The sequence below is a fragment of the Vibrio furnissii CIP 102972 genome (genome assembly GCF_000176175.1).
Classification (GTDB): Bacteria; Pseudomonadota; Gammaproteobacteria; order Enterobacterales; family Vibrionaceae; genus Vibrio; species Vibrio furnissii.
In genome coordinates, this window is the sequence record NZ_ACZP01000014.1 from 1,325,087 (window position 1) to 1,341,707 (window position 16,621).

11 protein-coding genes are annotated in these 16,621 nt (G+C 40.0%); 10 read left to right on the forward strand and 1 reads right to left on the reverse strand.

Annotated elements, in window-relative coordinates; translation table 11 throughout:
- The first annotated feature begins 1,142 nt into the window (after positions 1–1,142).
- The 9 genes from VFA_RS16190 (at position 1,143) to VFA_RS16230 (ending at position 12,838) form a co-directional block, all read left to right on the forward strand.
- Positions 1,143–1,829 carry a hypothetical protein gene (locus tag VFA_RS16190; protein WP_115333276.1) on the forward strand — a complete coding sequence of 229 codons (687 nt, stop codon included), beginning with the start codon at positions 1,143–1,145 and terminating at the stop codon, positions 1,827–1,829.
- A 136-nt stretch (positions 1,830–1,965) separates the two neighbouring features.
- The gene (locus VFA_RS16195; protein WP_038152025.1) at positions 1,966–2,601 is read left to right on the forward strand and encodes a hypothetical protein; all 636 of its coding nucleotides are present in this window, start codon (positions 1,966–1,968) and stop codon (positions 2,599–2,601) included.
- Positions 2,602–2,746: 145 nt separating this feature from the next.
- Positions 2,747–3,613 (forward strand): hypothetical protein, encoded by an 867-nt coding sequence (locus VFA_RS16200; protein ID WP_004727934.1) that lies wholly within the window; start codon positions 2,747–2,749, stop codon positions 3,611–3,613.
- A gap of 589 nt (positions 3,614–4,202) precedes the next feature.
- Positions 4,203–5,162 carry a hypothetical protein gene (locus VFA_RS16205; protein WP_004727935.1) on the forward strand — a complete coding sequence of 320 codons (960 nt, stop codon included), beginning with the start codon at positions 4,203–4,205 and terminating at the stop codon, positions 5,160–5,162.
- Between the two features lie 214 nt (positions 5,163–5,376).
- Positions 5,377–5,649 carry a hypothetical protein gene (locus VFA_RS16210; RefSeq protein WP_038152028.1) on the forward strand — a complete coding sequence of 91 codons (273 nt, stop codon included), beginning with the start codon at positions 5,377–5,379 and terminating at the stop codon, positions 5,647–5,649.
- A gap of 160 nt (positions 5,650–5,809) precedes the next feature.
- Positions 5,810–7,240, forward strand: a complete 1,431-nt coding sequence (locus VFA_RS16215) for a serine/threonine protein kinase (RefSeq protein WP_004727936.1) — start codon at positions 5,810–5,812, stop codon at positions 7,238–7,240.
- 1,058 nt (positions 7,241–8,298) lie between these two features.
- Positions 8,299–8,676, forward strand: a complete 378-nt coding sequence (locus VFA_RS16220; RefSeq protein WP_392391612.1) for a GNAT family N-acetyltransferase — start codon at positions 8,299–8,301, stop codon at positions 8,674–8,676.
- Between the two features lie 541 nt (positions 8,677–9,217).
- Positions 9,218–9,700: a hypothetical protein gene (locus tag VFA_RS24095; protein ID WP_232281733.1), complete on the forward strand. Its 483-nt coding sequence runs from the start codon at positions 9,218–9,220 to the stop codon at positions 9,698–9,700.
- 1,938 nt (positions 9,701–11,638) lie between these two features.
- Complete coding sequence (locus VFA_RS16230; protein WP_004727937.1) at positions 11,639–12,838, forward strand: hypothetical protein; 1,200 nt, start codon at positions 11,639–11,641, stop codon at positions 12,836–12,838.
- Between the two features lie 548 nt (positions 12,839–13,386).
- Here the strand turns inward: VFA_RS16230 and VFA_RS16235 are convergent.
- Complete coding sequence (locus VFA_RS16235) at positions 13,387–13,980, reverse strand: hypothetical protein (RefSeq protein WP_029817062.1); 594 nt, start codon at positions 13,978–13,980, stop codon at positions 13,387–13,389.
- Positions 13,981–14,306: 326 nt separating this feature from the next.
- Between VFA_RS16235 and VFA_RS16240 the strand changes: the two genes are divergently transcribed.
- A complete protein-coding gene (locus VFA_RS16240; protein ID WP_004727938.1) occupies positions 14,307–15,095 on the forward strand; it encodes a hypothetical protein in 789 nt (262 codons plus the stop codon).
- Positions 15,096–16,621 lie beyond the last annotated feature (1,526 nt).

A 16,621-nucleotide genomic window follows, 5' to 3' on the forward strand; every position in this document is an offset into this window, starting at 1 on the left:
TTCAGGTAATTTGGTTGCGGCAAGATTCGCTGCTTGTTCGGCTTTTCTTGGGTGGTAAATTGAAGCTGGAAGGAAGGCTATATAACAAAGCGTTCAAGCGGGACTCATGCCGCGTGGCATTTTTGGTTTGCGGTGATTTTTGGTGGTGAAAGTGCTCTGCGGAAACTTGGTATGTGCGGCATTCACCCCTTAACGCGGCGTTATGTAGCTTTATAAATTTTGGTGTTTATATCCAGGTGTCTTTGGCAAAAGGTGCGCGGATAGTTCATCTATCGTAAGGTATGGCGAGCATTATGTTATCGAAACGTCTGTGTGCAATGTCAGTTCCGTTCGTTAGGTTTTATCTAAACAAAGCGATCTTTGTTGCTGGCCGATTTTAATCCACGGTCGCTGGTCTTTTTGTCTACTCAATTTCGTGAACCACTTTGGGTAATTTGGCTACAGCAAGATTCGCTGCTTGTTCAGCTTTTCTTGGGTGGTAAATTGAAGCTGAAAGGCAGGCTACATAACAAAGCGTTCAAGCGGGACTCATGCCGCGTGGCATTTTTGGTTTGCTGTGAGTTTTGGTGGTGAAAGTGGTCTGCGGAAGGTTGGTTTATGCGGCATTCACCCCTTAACGCGGCGTTATGTAGCTTTATTAATCTTGGTGTTTATATCTAGTTGTCTTTGGCAAATGGTTTGCGGTTAGTTCATCTATCGCAAGGTGTGGTGAGCATTATGTTATCGAAACGTCTGAGTGCAATGTCGGTTCCGTTCGTTAGGTTTTCTCTGCTTAAAAGCGACCTTTGTCGCTGGTCGATTTGAATCCACGGTCGCTGGCCTTTTTGTCTGCCCAAGTTCGTGAACCATTTCAGGTAATTTGTCTGCGGTAAGATTTGTTGCTTGTTCAGCTTTTCTTGGATGGTAAATTGAAGCTGAAAGGCAGGCTACATAACAAAGCGTTCAAGCGGGACTCATGCCGCGTGGCATTTTGGTTTACGGTGATTTTTGGGGTGAAAGTGGTCTGCGGAAACTTGGTATGTGCGGCATTCACCCCTTAACACGGCGTTATGTGTCCAGTCAGATGTCGGAGAAATTTAATTGTCTTGGGTTGTAAAAATAAATTGGTTGTGTTTTTTGTTGGAATTCCGTACTTAGTGTCAATGGTTATTTATCCATCAACACAAGGTAACTGGGAGCATGTCCATGCTGTTTGGTACACTTGGCAATCCTTTAACACCGGTATTTTAGCCTTTGTAGCTAGTATTTTTGCTTTGAATGCAGTTAGGTATACCGAAGAAAAAAGGCGACAGAGAAACTTCATTGCAGCAAGGGCTTTTCTTCCTCAAGCTCTCTCCGAATTGAGCGCTTACTTTGAGCAAAGCTCTAAATTGGTAAATGAGGCTTGGGAGCGAGCAAAAGATCAAAGTGATCATTGTAAAACACCGTTAAAAATGGATTGTCCTAAGTTACCAGTTGGATATCAACAAGTCTTTAAAGATTGCATTTCTGAAGCATCTCCAGAGGTTGCAGAACATTTGGCATATATACTAGTCAGGCTACAGATTCACCATTCGAGAATGGAGTCGCTAGTTAAAGGTTTTTCCGCAGATAGCAATACGATACAAGTTCCTTTAAGTCTGATGACGCAAGTATTTGCTTTAGCGGAACTACAAGGGTTAGTGAACCAGCTCTTTAAATTTTCTAGAGGTACGGCTCCCTTTGACAACAAGCCATTGAGCGTAGATAGCTTTTACTCATGCTACTGTATCTGGGGTGTTGAAATTGATGAAAATGATGAGCTAAAGGGCTTTACAGAGAGAAATCATAGTAAACGTTGGAACACATAACAAACTGTTTAAGAGTGATTCGCAACGCGTGGCATTTTTACTATGCGTTGGTTTTAGTGGTTAAGGTGGTATGCGGCGGCTTTTGTATTGCGTTGCTCACACCTTAACAGGGCGTTAGAACAAAATGGTAATTATCATGGAACAAAATATAAGCAACTACCAAAGTCTGTTTCAGTTGCTAACGGCGATATACTTAGTCGCTGAATGGGTAAGTCTCGAAAAAATAGGTACCTACTATCAAAATAAGTTTCGAGATACTTTTCGGTATCGTTTGAAATCAAATCGTAAATATAGTCCTTTGATTAACGATATATATGAAGAGTTTGAAGATAAAGAATGGACAACACATCATTCGCATCAGTTGAGTAAAAATTACGCAAAATTCAAAGCAATATGTTGGGTGTTTTTCGTTCTTAGTTTTGGGGCTTTAGTCTATTCATCTTTTAACCCGACTCAATCAATACCTCATTGGGTTGCAGGGGGAGGAATCCTAGCTTTGCTAACGCCTTTCTTTTGGGTTGTTATCGCTCTTTTAAAACCAGCTCATAAGCAGCATAAATTGAACGTATCAATGTTCGAAGAAGTTCTTCTTGATGTAGAGAGTGTCAAAAACGACTATAGGATGAAAAATCCAGCACCAACGTTAAATGATGCCAGAGAACAAAGGAACAAAGGTGATGAGTTAGCTTATAAGAAGTACTTCAATGCTAAGCAAAAGTATGACGCTAAGCTAATTCAATACATGCAAAATAAATTCAAAGAACAAGGGTAGATTTTGTTCTAACAAACTGTTCAAGAGGGATTCGCAACGCGTGGCATTTTTGCAATGCGTTGATTTTAATGATTAAGGTGGTTTGCGGCGACTTCGCTATTGCGTTGCTCACCCCTTAACAGGGCGTTAAGCGTATGGAGTATAAATGAGCGTATTTCGGACCAATATAAAAATAGAAGATCCAGCATATCGAAATATCCGTGATGGTAATCATCGTATGGAGATCTTCGGTAGGGAACTGACCGAGTTTTTGTGGTTAAAATTCGAACCATTAAGCGACTTACATTTTGTTGAGCAGCTCGCTATAGACTTTGATGCACGATTTTGGGAAATGGACCTAACTGTAGGTTTAATAGAACAAGGTCATGATGTGTCTTGTCCTAAACCTGGGCCTGATGTTTGCGTTGGCAGCGTTGATGGAAATTTATGGTTTGAGGCAATTGCTCCTCAGCCGGGAAAGGGAGCTGATAAGATTCCTGAAATAGTGCCCGGTATTGCACAAGACGTTCCTGACGAACAGATTGTATTACGTTACACATCTGCGATAGAAGAGAAATTCCGAAAATACAATGAGTATGTTGAAAAGGGAATTATATCTAAAACTGAACCTTACGTTATAGCTATCAATGGTTGCCAGTTGCCCAGTGCAAGAGCTGACTTTGACCCACCTAGAATAATTCGCAGCGTTTTTCCTATAGGTGGTCAGTTTGTAACATTTGACAGAAAAACTGGTGGTGTTGTGGATAGTGGCTTTAATTTCAAAGCTGCCGTCAAAAAAGCAAAAGGTGCTGATGTATCAATCGATTATTTTCTTCAACCTAAATATGCTGGTATAAGCGCAATCTTGTTTTCTTGCTCCGATTGCTGTAATCGCGTGACTGATGGTAACGACTGGATCGTTATTCATAACCCTCTAGCAACTAACCCGTTACCCCAAAAATTAGTTTCGTGTCATCGAGAGTATGTAGCGACCAAAATTGATCAAGAAACATATGAATTGCAGCACAGTTAAAGAATACGCTTAACAAACTGTTTAAGAGTGATTCGCAACGCGTGGCATTTTTACTATGCGTTGTGTTTAGTGGTTAAGGTGGTTTGCGGAAACATCGGTATTGAGTTGCTCACACCTTAACAGGGCGTTATGTAGCTTTATCAATCTTGGTGTTTATATCTAGTTGTCTTTGGCCAACGGCGCGTAGACGGTTCGGTTGGCGCAAGGTGTGGTGAGCATTATGTTATCGAAACGTCTGCGTGCAATGTCGGTTCCGTTCGTTAGGTTCTCTCTACATAAAAGCGAACTTTGTCGCTGGTTGATTTGAATCTCCGGGCGCTGGTCTTTTTGTCTACCCAATTTCGTGAACCACTTCGGGTAATTTGGCTGCGGCAAGATTCGCTGCTTGTTCAGCTTTTCTTGGGTGGTAAATTGAATCTAAAAGGTAGGCTACATAACAAAGCGTTCAAGCGGGACTCATGCCGCGTGGCATTTTGGGTATGCTTTGAGTTTTTGTGGTGAAAGTGGTTTGCGGAAGGTTGGTTTGTGCGGCATTCGCCCCTTAACGCGGCGTTAGCACTTGATCGGTAATAATTAGTCTGGAGAAAAAATGCCTAAAACAAAGGACAAAGCTAAACGAGTAATTGCAGCTTTAGCAAAACAAGTTCCTATTCATCAGATAAAACAGGCAGAGTCTAAAGACGATGCAGATTGGTTTCGTGTGAGTAAAAAGGCTTACGATATTTATCTAGAAAAAGAGCGAGAAAAACGAAAAGAAAGTGAAAGCAAGCTAAACGTATTATGTACTTCTGTAAATGAAATTAAAGGGATAATTTCGCTAAATGACAAGCTTGCTGATTATGCTTTAAGCATTCCTGCTATTGCTACAATGTCTGAAGTTAAGCAGATCGAAAAGCTCATAGGAAGCATGCCGAATAACGAGCATTCAATTATTTCTATTTTGGAAAACTCGACGATGTGCCCAAGAGTTCGTGCACTTCAGAAAAAAGGTCGGTTTGAGCATTTTCCACCGTTTAAAGAGTTTTCTGCGATCATTGAAGCCGCAACCATCTCGTTTTATCGCGGGAACTTTATAGCTGCATATTTGACGCTAATTCCTGTAGTTGAAGGCGTTGTATTACGGTGGTTAGGTTATTCAGGAGAAGGCAAAAAACCAGAGTTTGAAGACCTAAGAAAATTTTTCCGTAACTCGCATACTCGCCAACCATGCCCAGGTAACGCATTATTTTATGAAGTCTACTCAAAAGCATGTGATAAATTGTTAACCGAACATTTGTTTAAGCCATCTGACAAAGGTGATGCTTACTCGAACTTTAACAGGCATTTGGCGGCTCATTTATTAAATAGTTCTCAGTTTGCCACGAAGGACAATTGCATAAGGCTATTTCTTCTGTTGGATGTAATGACAGAGCTTTATTATTACGAAACATATTGTGTCGATCCACGTTTTAACTTAACAGGTGAGCAAATCGCATTGGAGTTAGACAATTACTGTTTACTTAAGTCGCAAACTAATACAGTAGAAGAGAAGCTATTGGGTAAGCCGTAAGAACGTGCTAACAAACAATTTAAGAGTGATTCAGCACGCGTGGCATTTTGGGTTTGGCTTTAGCTCAGTGTTTACGGTGGTCAAATGAAGTGCTGTGATCGCGTGCTTCACACCTTAATTGGGCGTTATGTGCATGAGCCAAGCTTGATTAAACGATATGTGAATCTATAAGCCTCTGTTTTTATGAATTAATCACGATCATACAGGAAGTGAAATGGACAACTTATTTGAAAGTGTATGGCTTAACTTCGGTGTTTCTCTTCTGATAGCATTTTCAGTGGGCTTTGCCATTGAAGTGTTTTTAAAAAAGGTGTTAAAGCCGAAAGGCTTGTGGTGGGTGTTTATACTGCTCTTTTCAGCATGCTTTTTTTTAGTTGCTTCTACTTTGAGTTCCAATGAAAACTTTTTCTATTGGTTTATTTCATCGGCCAAGTGGGCGTTGGTAGGCATTGCAGGTCTTTCGATAGCAAAACTGAGAGAAAGTTAGCGTAAACGTCGCCGATATGCACATAACAAAGCGTTTAAGACGGATTCACAACGCTTGGCATTTTTAGTTTGAATCGGCTTTAGTGTTTACGGCACAATGGGTTAGGTTGGGTGGTTGCGTTGTTCACCACTTAACGCGGCGTTAAATGAAATGAGGAAGTATGGCTGTAACTAAGAACTATAAGAGAAATCAGTATATTGGTGGGTGGAGACTCGAAGCAAAGTTAGGTAAAGGTGGCAATGGGGAAGTTTGGCGTGTTACAGACGGGCAAAACTTTCTAGCTATGAAGCTCTTAAAGAGAATTCGTCCAAATATATATACTCGTTTTAGAGATGAGATAAGAATTATCTCTGATAATCAAGATATCGAAGGTATTGTTCCTATTCATGGGTTCTCCATTCCTGAAGATATTTCAAAAGTATCTCCATGGTTTTTGATGCCAATAGCTGAAAAATTTTCTGATTGGAGAGAGAAAAAGGAGGTTGTAGATATAGTCCGTGAACTGTCCAATCTTGCTAGAACATTAGCTCATTTGCATGATAGAGATATTTATCACAGAGATATAAAACCTGCCAACTTACTTGCTATAGATAACAAATTGCATTTGTCAGACTTTGGTTTGGTTAAATATCCAAATAAAGAAGATATAACCGTTAAAGGCAATGATATTGGTCCCAAGTTCACCATGGCTCCCGAGATGCGAAGGGATCCTGATAATGCTAATTTTGAGCTCGCAGATGTTTACTCATTTGCAAAAACACTATGGGTTGCCGTTACTGGAGATCTAAAGTGTTTTGATGGGCAGTATAATCAATATTCCACATTGTCAATTAACCCGTATTGCCTTGGCTTATATACAAAATCACTGCACGAATTATTGTCAGACTGTACTGAGCACGCTCCTGACAAGCGCCCAACAATGGCAGTAGTTTCTGAACGTTTAGAGCAGTGGTTAAAAGTCAACGATGATTTCCATGACAAAAATCTAACAGAGTGGTTCGATTTACAAAACCAGCTGTTCCCTGCGGGAACACCTTCTTCAACTTCTTGGACACGGTTAGATGACATCGTAACAATTTTAAATAAAATCTCCGACGTCCGTAGTTTAAATCATATGTTTTATCCTGATGGAGGAGGGCATAATTTTATTGGAGCCGAGAAAGCTAAAGAAGATGGTTTTATTTCTATATACGTGAGCAAAAAATCTTGCGAGACATTAAAACCAAAGAAACTAACATTCGAATCCTTTGGACTAAATCCACAGTGGGATTACTTTAGGTTAGAGTGCGACATAGTTGAACCTACAGGTGTTTATGAAAAATTGCCTAAACTTTACTCTGCTGAGGAATTGGTTGAAATTAACCCTGGTGAATATATTCCAAGAATCCATTGGGATGAAAATGAGTATATGGGTGAGCCTCTACCTGGGCATGCACAGGTGATTAGCAGATTTATGAAAGGTTGTTTTGTCATTTTTAGCACCCGTTCTCGTTATAATCTAACTAGTAGTACATACGACGGGCGTCATAATAAAATGTCTGAAGCAGCCTTTCGTGAGTACATTTCAGAAGCTGCTGATAAGGTTCGGTGAAAATTTCATTTAACAAAGCGTTTAAGGCAGATTCGCAACGCTCGGCGCTTTAGGTTTGATTCAGCTTTAGTGTTTACGGCACAATGGTTTAAGTTCAGTGGTAGCGTTGCTCACTACTTAACGCGGCGTTATGTAGCTTTATCAATCTTGGTGTTTATATCTAGTTGTCTTTGGCCAACGGCGCGTAGACGGTTAGGTTGGCGCAAAGTGTGGCGAGCATTATGTTGTCGAAACGTCTGCGTGCAATGTCGGTTCTGCTCGTTAGGTTTTCCCTACACAAAAGCGATCTTTGTTGCTGGTCGACTTGAATCCACGGGCGCTGAACTTTTTGTCTACCCAATTTCGTGAACTACTTCGGGTAATTTAGCTGCGGCAAGATTCGCGGCTTGTTCAGCTTTTCTTGGGTGGTAAATTGAAGCTGAAAGGCAGGCTACATAACAAAGCGTTCAAGCGGGAGTCATGCCGCGTGGCATTTTTGGTATGCGTTGAGTTTTTGCGGTGAAAGTGGTCTGCGGAAGGTTGGTTTATACGGCATTCACCCCTTAACGCGGCGTTATGTAGCTTTATAAATATTGGTGTTTATATCCAGTTGTCTTTGGCCAACGGCGCGTAGACGGTTAGGTTGGCGCAAAGTGTGGCGAGCATTATGTTCTCGAAACGTCTGCGTGCAATGTCAGTTCCGTTCGTTAGGTTTTATCTACACAAAAGCGATCTTTGTTGCTGGCCGATTTGAATCTACGGGCTCTAGTCTTTTTGTCTACCCAATTTCGTGAACCTATTCAGGTAATTTGGTTGCGGCAAGATTCGTAGCTTGTTCAGCTTTTCTTGAGTGGTAAATTGAAGCGGAAAGGCAGGCTACATAACAAAGCGTTCAAGCGGGACTTGGCACGCGTGGTATTTTTGGTTTGCAGTGTGTTTAGTGATTAAGGTGTAATGCGGTCACGTTTGTAGTGCGTGCCTACGCCCCTTAACGCGGCGTTAGGTGACATATGGAAATTATTCTTTCAAAATTTAAAAAACACGAACACTCGTCGGCATTCGATGATTTCAGATTGTATATGAAGCCAATCGTTGATAGCGCAGTTGGTTGGGATGAAAATTTTCAAAGAACTTCGTTTGAATCTAAGTTAAAACCAGAGTGGTTTAGTTGGATTTTGTGCAATGGTGAAAAAGTTGGCTATGTATGCAGTCGCCTTAAATCGAGTAGTATCCACATCCACCTGCTCATTATCTACACGGATAGTCAAAGGAAAGGGTTCGCATCAACGGTCATTCAAAAACTCAAACAACAGGCAAATTCGCAGCAACTGGATTTAACATTGAGTTGTTTTAAAAATAATGAACCTGCTGCGCGCATGTACAAACAGTTGGAGTTTGTTATCGACTCAGAGGATGAGTTTTTTTATAACTTCATAAGCGCGGTAGAAAGCACCTAACAAACAATTTAAGAGGGATTCCCAACGCTTGGCATTTTTGCTTCTACTTCAATTTGAGTGGTTACGGTGCAATGCTTTAGGTTGGGTGGAGGCGTTGTTCACCCCTTAATTGGGCGTTATGTAGCTTTATAAATTTTGGCGTTTATATCCAGTTGTCTTTGGCAAATGGTTCGCGGATAGTGCATCTCTCGCAAGGTGTGGTGAGCATTATGTTATCGAAACGTCTGCGTGCAATGTCGGTTTCGTTCGTTAGGTTTTCCTTACACAAAAACGATCTTTGTCGCTGGTCGATTTGAATCCAAGGGCGCTGGCCGTTTTGTCTCCCCAATTTCGTGAACCACTTTGGGTAATTTGGCTACAGCAAGATTTGCTGTTTGTTCGGCTTTTCTTGGGTGGTAAATTGAATCTGAAAGTCAGGCTACATAACAAAGCGTTCAAGCGGGACTCATGCCGCGTGGCATTTTTGGTTTGCGGAAGGTTGGTTTATACGGCATTCGCCCCTTAACGCGGCGTTATACCGTTTTTAGGCTCAGGAGGGCATTTGGGTATTTTTAATAATCGAGAGTTAGCTACAGCTACTCTGGTCATTGTTGTCTTCATTTGGGCTTCCATAAAAAGTAAGGAAGTTCTACCGGCTATTGAGTTAGTCCTAAAATCTTTTTGCCAAAAATCCATACTGATAACCACTGGCACTCTGCTTTTATATATTTTAATTGTCGTGTATTTACTTTATAGTATGGATGTTTGGAATGTAGGACAACTTAAAAATACGATACTGTGGTTTGTGTTTATTGGCTTTGTTCAGCTTATGAATACGACTAAGATCACCGAGCCCAAAGAGTACTTGAAAGCATCGTTAAATTCTCAGGTTAAGCTGATTGTACTAATCGAGTTCCTAGTAGCATTTCATTCCTACGGTTTTATAACTGAATTATTTCTAGTAACGACAGGTGCACTATTTGCGTGTTGTAGTGCTTTTGCTAAAGGTAAACCAGAGTATAAGCAAGCACAAAAAAATATCTGACTATATTTTAGCCATAATGGGAACTTTTATTTTCATCGACTCCATCTTAAATATATATAATGAACCAGGTAAGTTTTTCAGTGTTGATACATTCCGGGATTTTTTGGTTCCTATGTTGCTGTCGGTATCTTTACTACCATATGTGTATGTATTTTATTATCTTTTGGCTTACGAGAGAGCGTTTGTTATAACTCATATCTATACTGACTCTAAACAACTTCAACGGTACGCAAAAATACGCTCATTTGTTGCCTTCAAAGGGAAGCCTAGTCTTATCCATAAGTGGGCGATCTACTCTTGTACTCCAGAGTTTGAGTCAAAAAAAACGATCCGAACTTCAATAGATAAATTCAAAGAGCAGCAGCGTGAATCAACGGTATAACAAACTGTTTAAGAATGATTCGCAACGCGTGGCATTTTTACTATGCGTTGATTTTAGTGATTAAGGTGGTTTGCAGCGGCTTCGGTATTGCGTTGCTCACACCTTAACAGGGCGTTATGTTTCACTTTGATTTAGAAGAAATCAAAGGTTTCTTGGCGCTTATTTCTTTGGTCTCTTTGGCAATTCGCTCGGGTAGTCTCAGCAATTCAATATTGTCTGCCCAAGTTCATGAATCCCTCAAAATAATCACGCTTCAAAGTTCGTGGGTTGCTTCAGTTCGAAGTCGCGTCTGCGTGTTGAAAATTGGGCTGGCTTAAAGTCGCTTTGGTTCTATTTCCCAATTAGCAAATCGGCAGCGGGGTTTTCGGCAATTTGAGTTTTGTCTTTCGCTGTTTTGAAAGGGATGCCGTCATTCGCCGAAAATCATCAAAGTTGCCTCAATCAAATTCCTGGGAATTACACGTTTTGTATTTATCGCTTTTGTCGGACTATTCCACAACGTCGTGTGACGCAAGTTAAACAATTCTTTATGCAATTCAGTTCTTTGCCAAGTATGCGAGTCAGTTGTGGTAAAACATAACAAAGTGTTTAAGAGGGATTCGTCAACGCGTGGCGCTTTCACTTCAAATCGGTTTAAGTGATTAAGGCGGTCATATCCGCTTTGGCGGTAGCGTTGTCTCACCCCTTAACACGGCGTTATGTAGCTTTATCAATCTTGGTGTTTATATCTAGTTGTCTTTGGCCAACGGCGCGTAGACGGTTCGGTTGGCGCAAGGTGTGGTGAGCATTATGTTATCGAAACGTCTGCGTGCAATGTCGGTTCCGTTCGTTAGGTTCTCTCTACATAAAAGCGAACTTTGTCGCTGGTTGATTTGAATCTCCGGGCGCTGGTCTTTTTGTCTACCCAATTTCGTGAACCACTTCGGGTAATTTGGCTGCGGTAAGATTTGTTGCTTGTTCAGCTTTTCTTGGGTGGTAAATTGAATCTAAAAGGTAGGCTACATAACAAAGCGTTCAAGCGGGACTCATGCCGCGTGGCATTTTGGGTATGCTTTGAGTTTTTGTGGTGAAAGTGGTTTGCGGAAGGTTGGTTTGTGCGGCATTCGCCCCTTAACGCGGCGTTATGTTCTAGAGGTGATATGAGAGAGTTTCAAATATCCAGAATACATACATCGATCGGAATATTTCGTCTTGCTGGTTCTCTTGAGCTGTCTCATGGGGCGGTAAACGTCAATTATGATTCAGTTGCATTTATGGGAACAGATGGTTGGTGTGAACTTAATCTGGAGTCTGTAAAAGTATTAGAACTTTTGGCGTGCATTCAAAATGAGGTCGTTGAACATTTATCGTAACCAAGTTTCAGCAAGCTAAAACTTAGGCTCAAAATAATGAACATAACAAAGCGTTCAAGCGGGACTCATGCCGCGTGGCATTTTGGGTTTGCGGTGATTTTTGGTGGTGAAAGTGATCTGCGGAAACTTGGTATGTGCGGCATTCACCCCTTAACGCGGCGTTATGTTTTAAATTATATATTTAACTATTAATAGAGGTATTAAGTGGATTATATCTTTGACAAGGTAAAATTATTAGGAAACAGATATAAAGATTTGTTATCAAAAAAACACAATCATACTTGTTTGAGTCCAAAATGTAATCAAAAAGCTATTTTGTCTCACTCTATATCCAAATCGACACTAAAGAAAATAAGCGAAGATCAACATGTAGTCGCTCCTGTTTTTAAATTGGGGATCAATGAGAGTAATCCACTTGAGCATATAAATCCTACTAAAAAAAATATAGAGTTCAAAATGGTTGGTATAAATAAGGCTAGTACATATAAACTTTTCTGTCGAGACTGTGATAATTTAATATTTTCTAATATAGATTCTAATGGAATAACTACTTTACGTGACATTTTTTTACAACTATATCGAACTTCATGTATGATCAAGTTTCAACATGATGTAGTATCAAAATCAGAAAAAGAAATATTACACTATGAATATAATTATAATCACGATTTTGAATCAAACTCAGAACTTTCTATTGACGATTTGATATTGCTTTCTGAAGATATGTTGATTGATTTTCCTAAATTAGATACAAAGCTTGATGATATCGAACCATCATGTAATAAGTCATTAGTCAATCATGCATATTCAAAAGATGTAGGCTTAGAAGTTAGTTTTATTTATAAGAAGCTACCTGCATATTTTAATTTTTCTTTTCAAAAAGGCATACATTTATATTTGGAAGGTAAGAATCATTACTGTATATTTATTTTGATACCTCATTATGATTATTCTAGTTTAATGATTTTTTGTCATCAAGATGCAGTAAGCTTGTTTTTCCATTATATGGAGGAGGAGTTTAAAACTTTAAATTTAATAGAGTTGATAATGATGATAGATTCGGATTTTTATATTCCACCATCTGTTGTCTCTCGATGGAGTAAAGAAAAAAAAGAACTAATAGAAACGGATTTTTATTTTTTCAACGAAAGAGTTTTATTTCAGGAGTATGACGTGTCAATTTTTGATGAATTAAGGGAGATAGTATGTAAAAAGTTCAAGGATAAAGTTGAATCTAATAGATATACAGATGAAGAAAAGAATGACTGTTTAAAAAAAGAATACCTTAAGTTAAATAATTTACCTGTACGTCCTTCATTTAATGATAGAGTTAAACGCATGAACCATTACTTTGGCATGCAAAGATTAAAAAAACATAACAAACAATTTAAGAGTGATTCGTAACGTTTGTCATTTTTGTGTTCAATTGAATTTTGTGATTAAGGTGAATGGTATAAGTTGGGTGGTATCGTTACTCACACCTTAATTGGGCGTTATGTAGCTTTATAAATTTTGGTGTTTATATTCAGTTGTCTCTGGCAAATGGTTCGCGGATAGTTCATCTATCGCAAGGTGTGGCGAGCATTATGTTATTGAAACGTCTGTGTGCAATGTCGGTTCCGTTCGTTAGGTTTTATCTACGTAAAAGCGATCTTTGTCGCTGGCCGATTTGAATCCCCGGGCGCTGGTCTTTTTGTCTACTCAATTTCGTGAACCACTTCAGGTAATTTGGCTGCGGCAAGATTCGCTGCTTGTTCAGCTTTTCTTGGGTGGTAAATTGGAGCTGAAAGTCAGGCTACATAACAAAGCGTTCAAGCGGGACTCATGCCGCGTGGCATTTTTGGTATGCGTCGAGTTTTTGTGGTGAAAGTGGTCTGCGGAAGGTTGGTTTATGCGGCATTCCCCCCTTAACGCGGCGTTAGCCAAAAAATGGGCATCCATGCCACACTTTTTTAAGCTACTTCTAGCCAGAATTTCTCGAGTTCCTTGATCTCGTTATTTATTCTGTCATAGGTTTTTTCGTAGTTACCATTGAAGAAGTACTCTTTGCCAGAAGTTAAATCTAGGACTGAATATTCAAAACCACTGTCACTAATTGACTCCTCCATCAAAGCACAGATTATATTTGCTCTCTCCTGAGTCATTTTGTCACTACTACTGAAATGGAGCTTAACTAGGCGTGGTTGACCGTTTAACACAACATGGAGTTCAGGATTACAAGTGATGCTAGTTTGTGAAAAGTTGTAGTGTTCTCTTGGTGGATCAAAAGCCTTAATATTTTTACCAGATTGCCAATCTTTAAAAGTATTGACGATCATTTCATATTTTTTCTTTTTAGTTCCCTCTTGACGGTTGCATATAGTGTAAAGGTGAGAAATATGTCGCTTTGCAATGAAAAGACGTTTAATCGAGTTTCGCAACGGACCATAGTAGTCACGAAAAGCGGCGTAAGGCTCGCGATTAGCGATGTTTTTTACCCTTGTCTGCTTTGGCTTTCCCGAAGTTACAACGATTAAAGAAAACTCAGACACACTTAATGTAGGCATTCAAAATCCTCAAGTTATTGGCTCGATGTCACATTATCATTTATGCTATGTGTTGCAATGTAACATTATTGGGTTTGTGGTTATTTCATTCGGTTTCATCTGAAAATGTGACTTGTCCATATGTGGTGTATTTTTTGATTGTAAATACAATATGTGGTGTTTTCTGGCTAACAAACTGTTTAAGAGGGATTCGCAACGCGTGGCATTTTTAGCCATGCGTTGGTTTAAGTGTTTAAGGTGATATGCGGCGGCTTCTGTATTGCGTTGCTCACCCCTTAACAGGGCGTTAGTTTGCAATAAATCCAAGATCAAATGGAGATATAGAATTGCTAGAGTTGGTATCTTTTGTTTATTTCCTAATTTTGTTTTCTGGTTTGCTTGGGCATGTAAATAGAGGGAGAGAAATTGAACGAATCTCTAATGAAGTATACGGTTTGCAATTGTATACGGGCATGACGCTGATTTATTACGTCTACCTTTTAATCTTAGCTAAATGTACAACAGTGCCTGGTAGCCCATTGTTTATGGTTGTTCCCATCATACTTACACTGACCGTTGTTAGTTATTATTGGGCTCGCTTTAAAGACGCTCGAGATGTCATTGTTGACTCTTTCCTATTCAAAGTAAGTTCTTTCTTATCCTTATTGGGTTGCAACATTGCCAGCATCTATTTGTCAGCCAATGTTATAGAAGTACTAACAAGTACTGCTGCTCCAGACTTGCAGCACTATGTTGATATGGCACGGTGGGTATATTTCATTATGCTGATGTTAGTCGTTACCCAAATAATTTTTGGACTATCCATGTTGGGGGCTATGTTTATCCCTTTAGTGAAATGTCCTGATGAACGAGATGTACTTTCCTTTGCCATGACGCCATTAGGATCACTGTATGTTCTAAATCTTGCTTTCCTTGGGTTTCTTGTTAAATACTCACTAGACGAATCGTATCTTTCAGAATATCTCTATGTGGCATTCCACAATAATCTGTCTGGTGAAGAGAAAATTTGTACTAACTTAGATGAGAGCGCAAAGCTTACACTTATCGGTAACAAGCAAGCTCTCGTAGCTACTAAAGATAATAAAGTCACGTTTTCTAAGGTAGACTGCGAGTAGCAAACTAACAAACAATTCAAGCTGATTCGCAACGCTTGGCAATTTTGGTTTAAATACGCTTTAGTGTGTATGGCGCAAAGGGTTAGGTTCAGTGGCAGCGTTGCTCACAACTTAATTGGGCGTTATGTAGCTTTATCAATCTTGGTGTTTATATCCAGTTGTCTTAGGCAAATGGTTCGCGGATAGTTCATTTATCGCAAGGTGTGGCGCGCATTATGTTATCGAAACGTCTGCGTGTAATGTCGGTTCTGTTCGTTAGGTTTTCCCTACACAAAAGCGATCTTTGTCGCTGGTCGTTTGAATCCAAGGGCGCTGGCCGTTTTGCCTACTCAATTTCGTGAACCACTTCAGGTAATTTGGCTGCGGCAAGATTCGCTGCTTGTTCAGCTTTTCTTGGGTGGTTAAATTGAAGCTGAAAGTCAGGCTACATAACAAAGCGTTCAAGCGGGACTCATGCCACGTGGCATTTTTGGTTTGCGGTGAGTTTTGGTGGTGAAAGTGGTTTGCGGAAGGTTAGTTTATACGGCATTCGCCCCTTAACGCGGCGTTATGTAGCTTTATAAATTTTGGTGTTTATATCCAGTTGTCTTTGGTAAATGGTTCGCGGATAGTTCATCTATCGCAAGGTGTGGCGAGCATTATGTTATCGAAACTTCTGTGTGCAATGTCGGTTCCGTTCGTTAGGTTCTCCCTACACAAAAGCGATCTTTGTCGCTGGTCGATTTGAATCCACAGACGCTGGTCTTTTTGTCTGTCCAATTTCGTGAACCACTTCAGGTAATTTGGGCGCGGCAAGATTCGCTGCTTGTTCAGCTTTTCTTGGGTGGTAAATTGAAGCTGAAAGGTAGGTTACATAACAAAGCGTTCAAGCGGGACTCATGCCGCGTGGCATTTTTGGTTTGCGGTGAGCTTTGGTGGTGAAAGTGGTCTGCGGAAGGTTGGTTTGTGCGGCATTCACCCCTTAGCGCGGCGTTATAAGACTTCAGCTTTGTGAAGCGTAGCCAATATTCCTAACAAAGAGTTTAAGAGTGATTCCCAACGCTTGGCATTTTTGGTTCATTTTGTTTTAATAGTCACAGTTCGGATTTAGTGTTTACGGCACAATAATCTAGGCAATGTGGTTGCGTTGTTCACCACTTAATGCGGCGTTAGCGAATATAGAGATTTAACAAAGAATCGATGAAACTTAGATGTGACTATCCAGTAGAACAAAAAAAAGCTCAAGCACTGCAATGCTTGAGCTTTGTTGCGTTTCAAGAATATTACTTCAGGAACGTCTCTACTACTTTAATCAGGAGTTTGAGCAGATCTACTACTAAGTCTGCATAAGCAGGTTTTATCATAAGCCCTCTTTGTTGAAGTTTACCCTGCGATAGCGGGGTTTTCGTGTTTCTATCGATTGATAGAAGGTTGATTCTACTTCATCGCCAACTATTAATGAACAAGACGCCAAGTGTACGTTGTCTTAATGAGCACTAAATCACATAAAAATTCAATCAAATCAAACGTCTTATAACAAAGCGTTT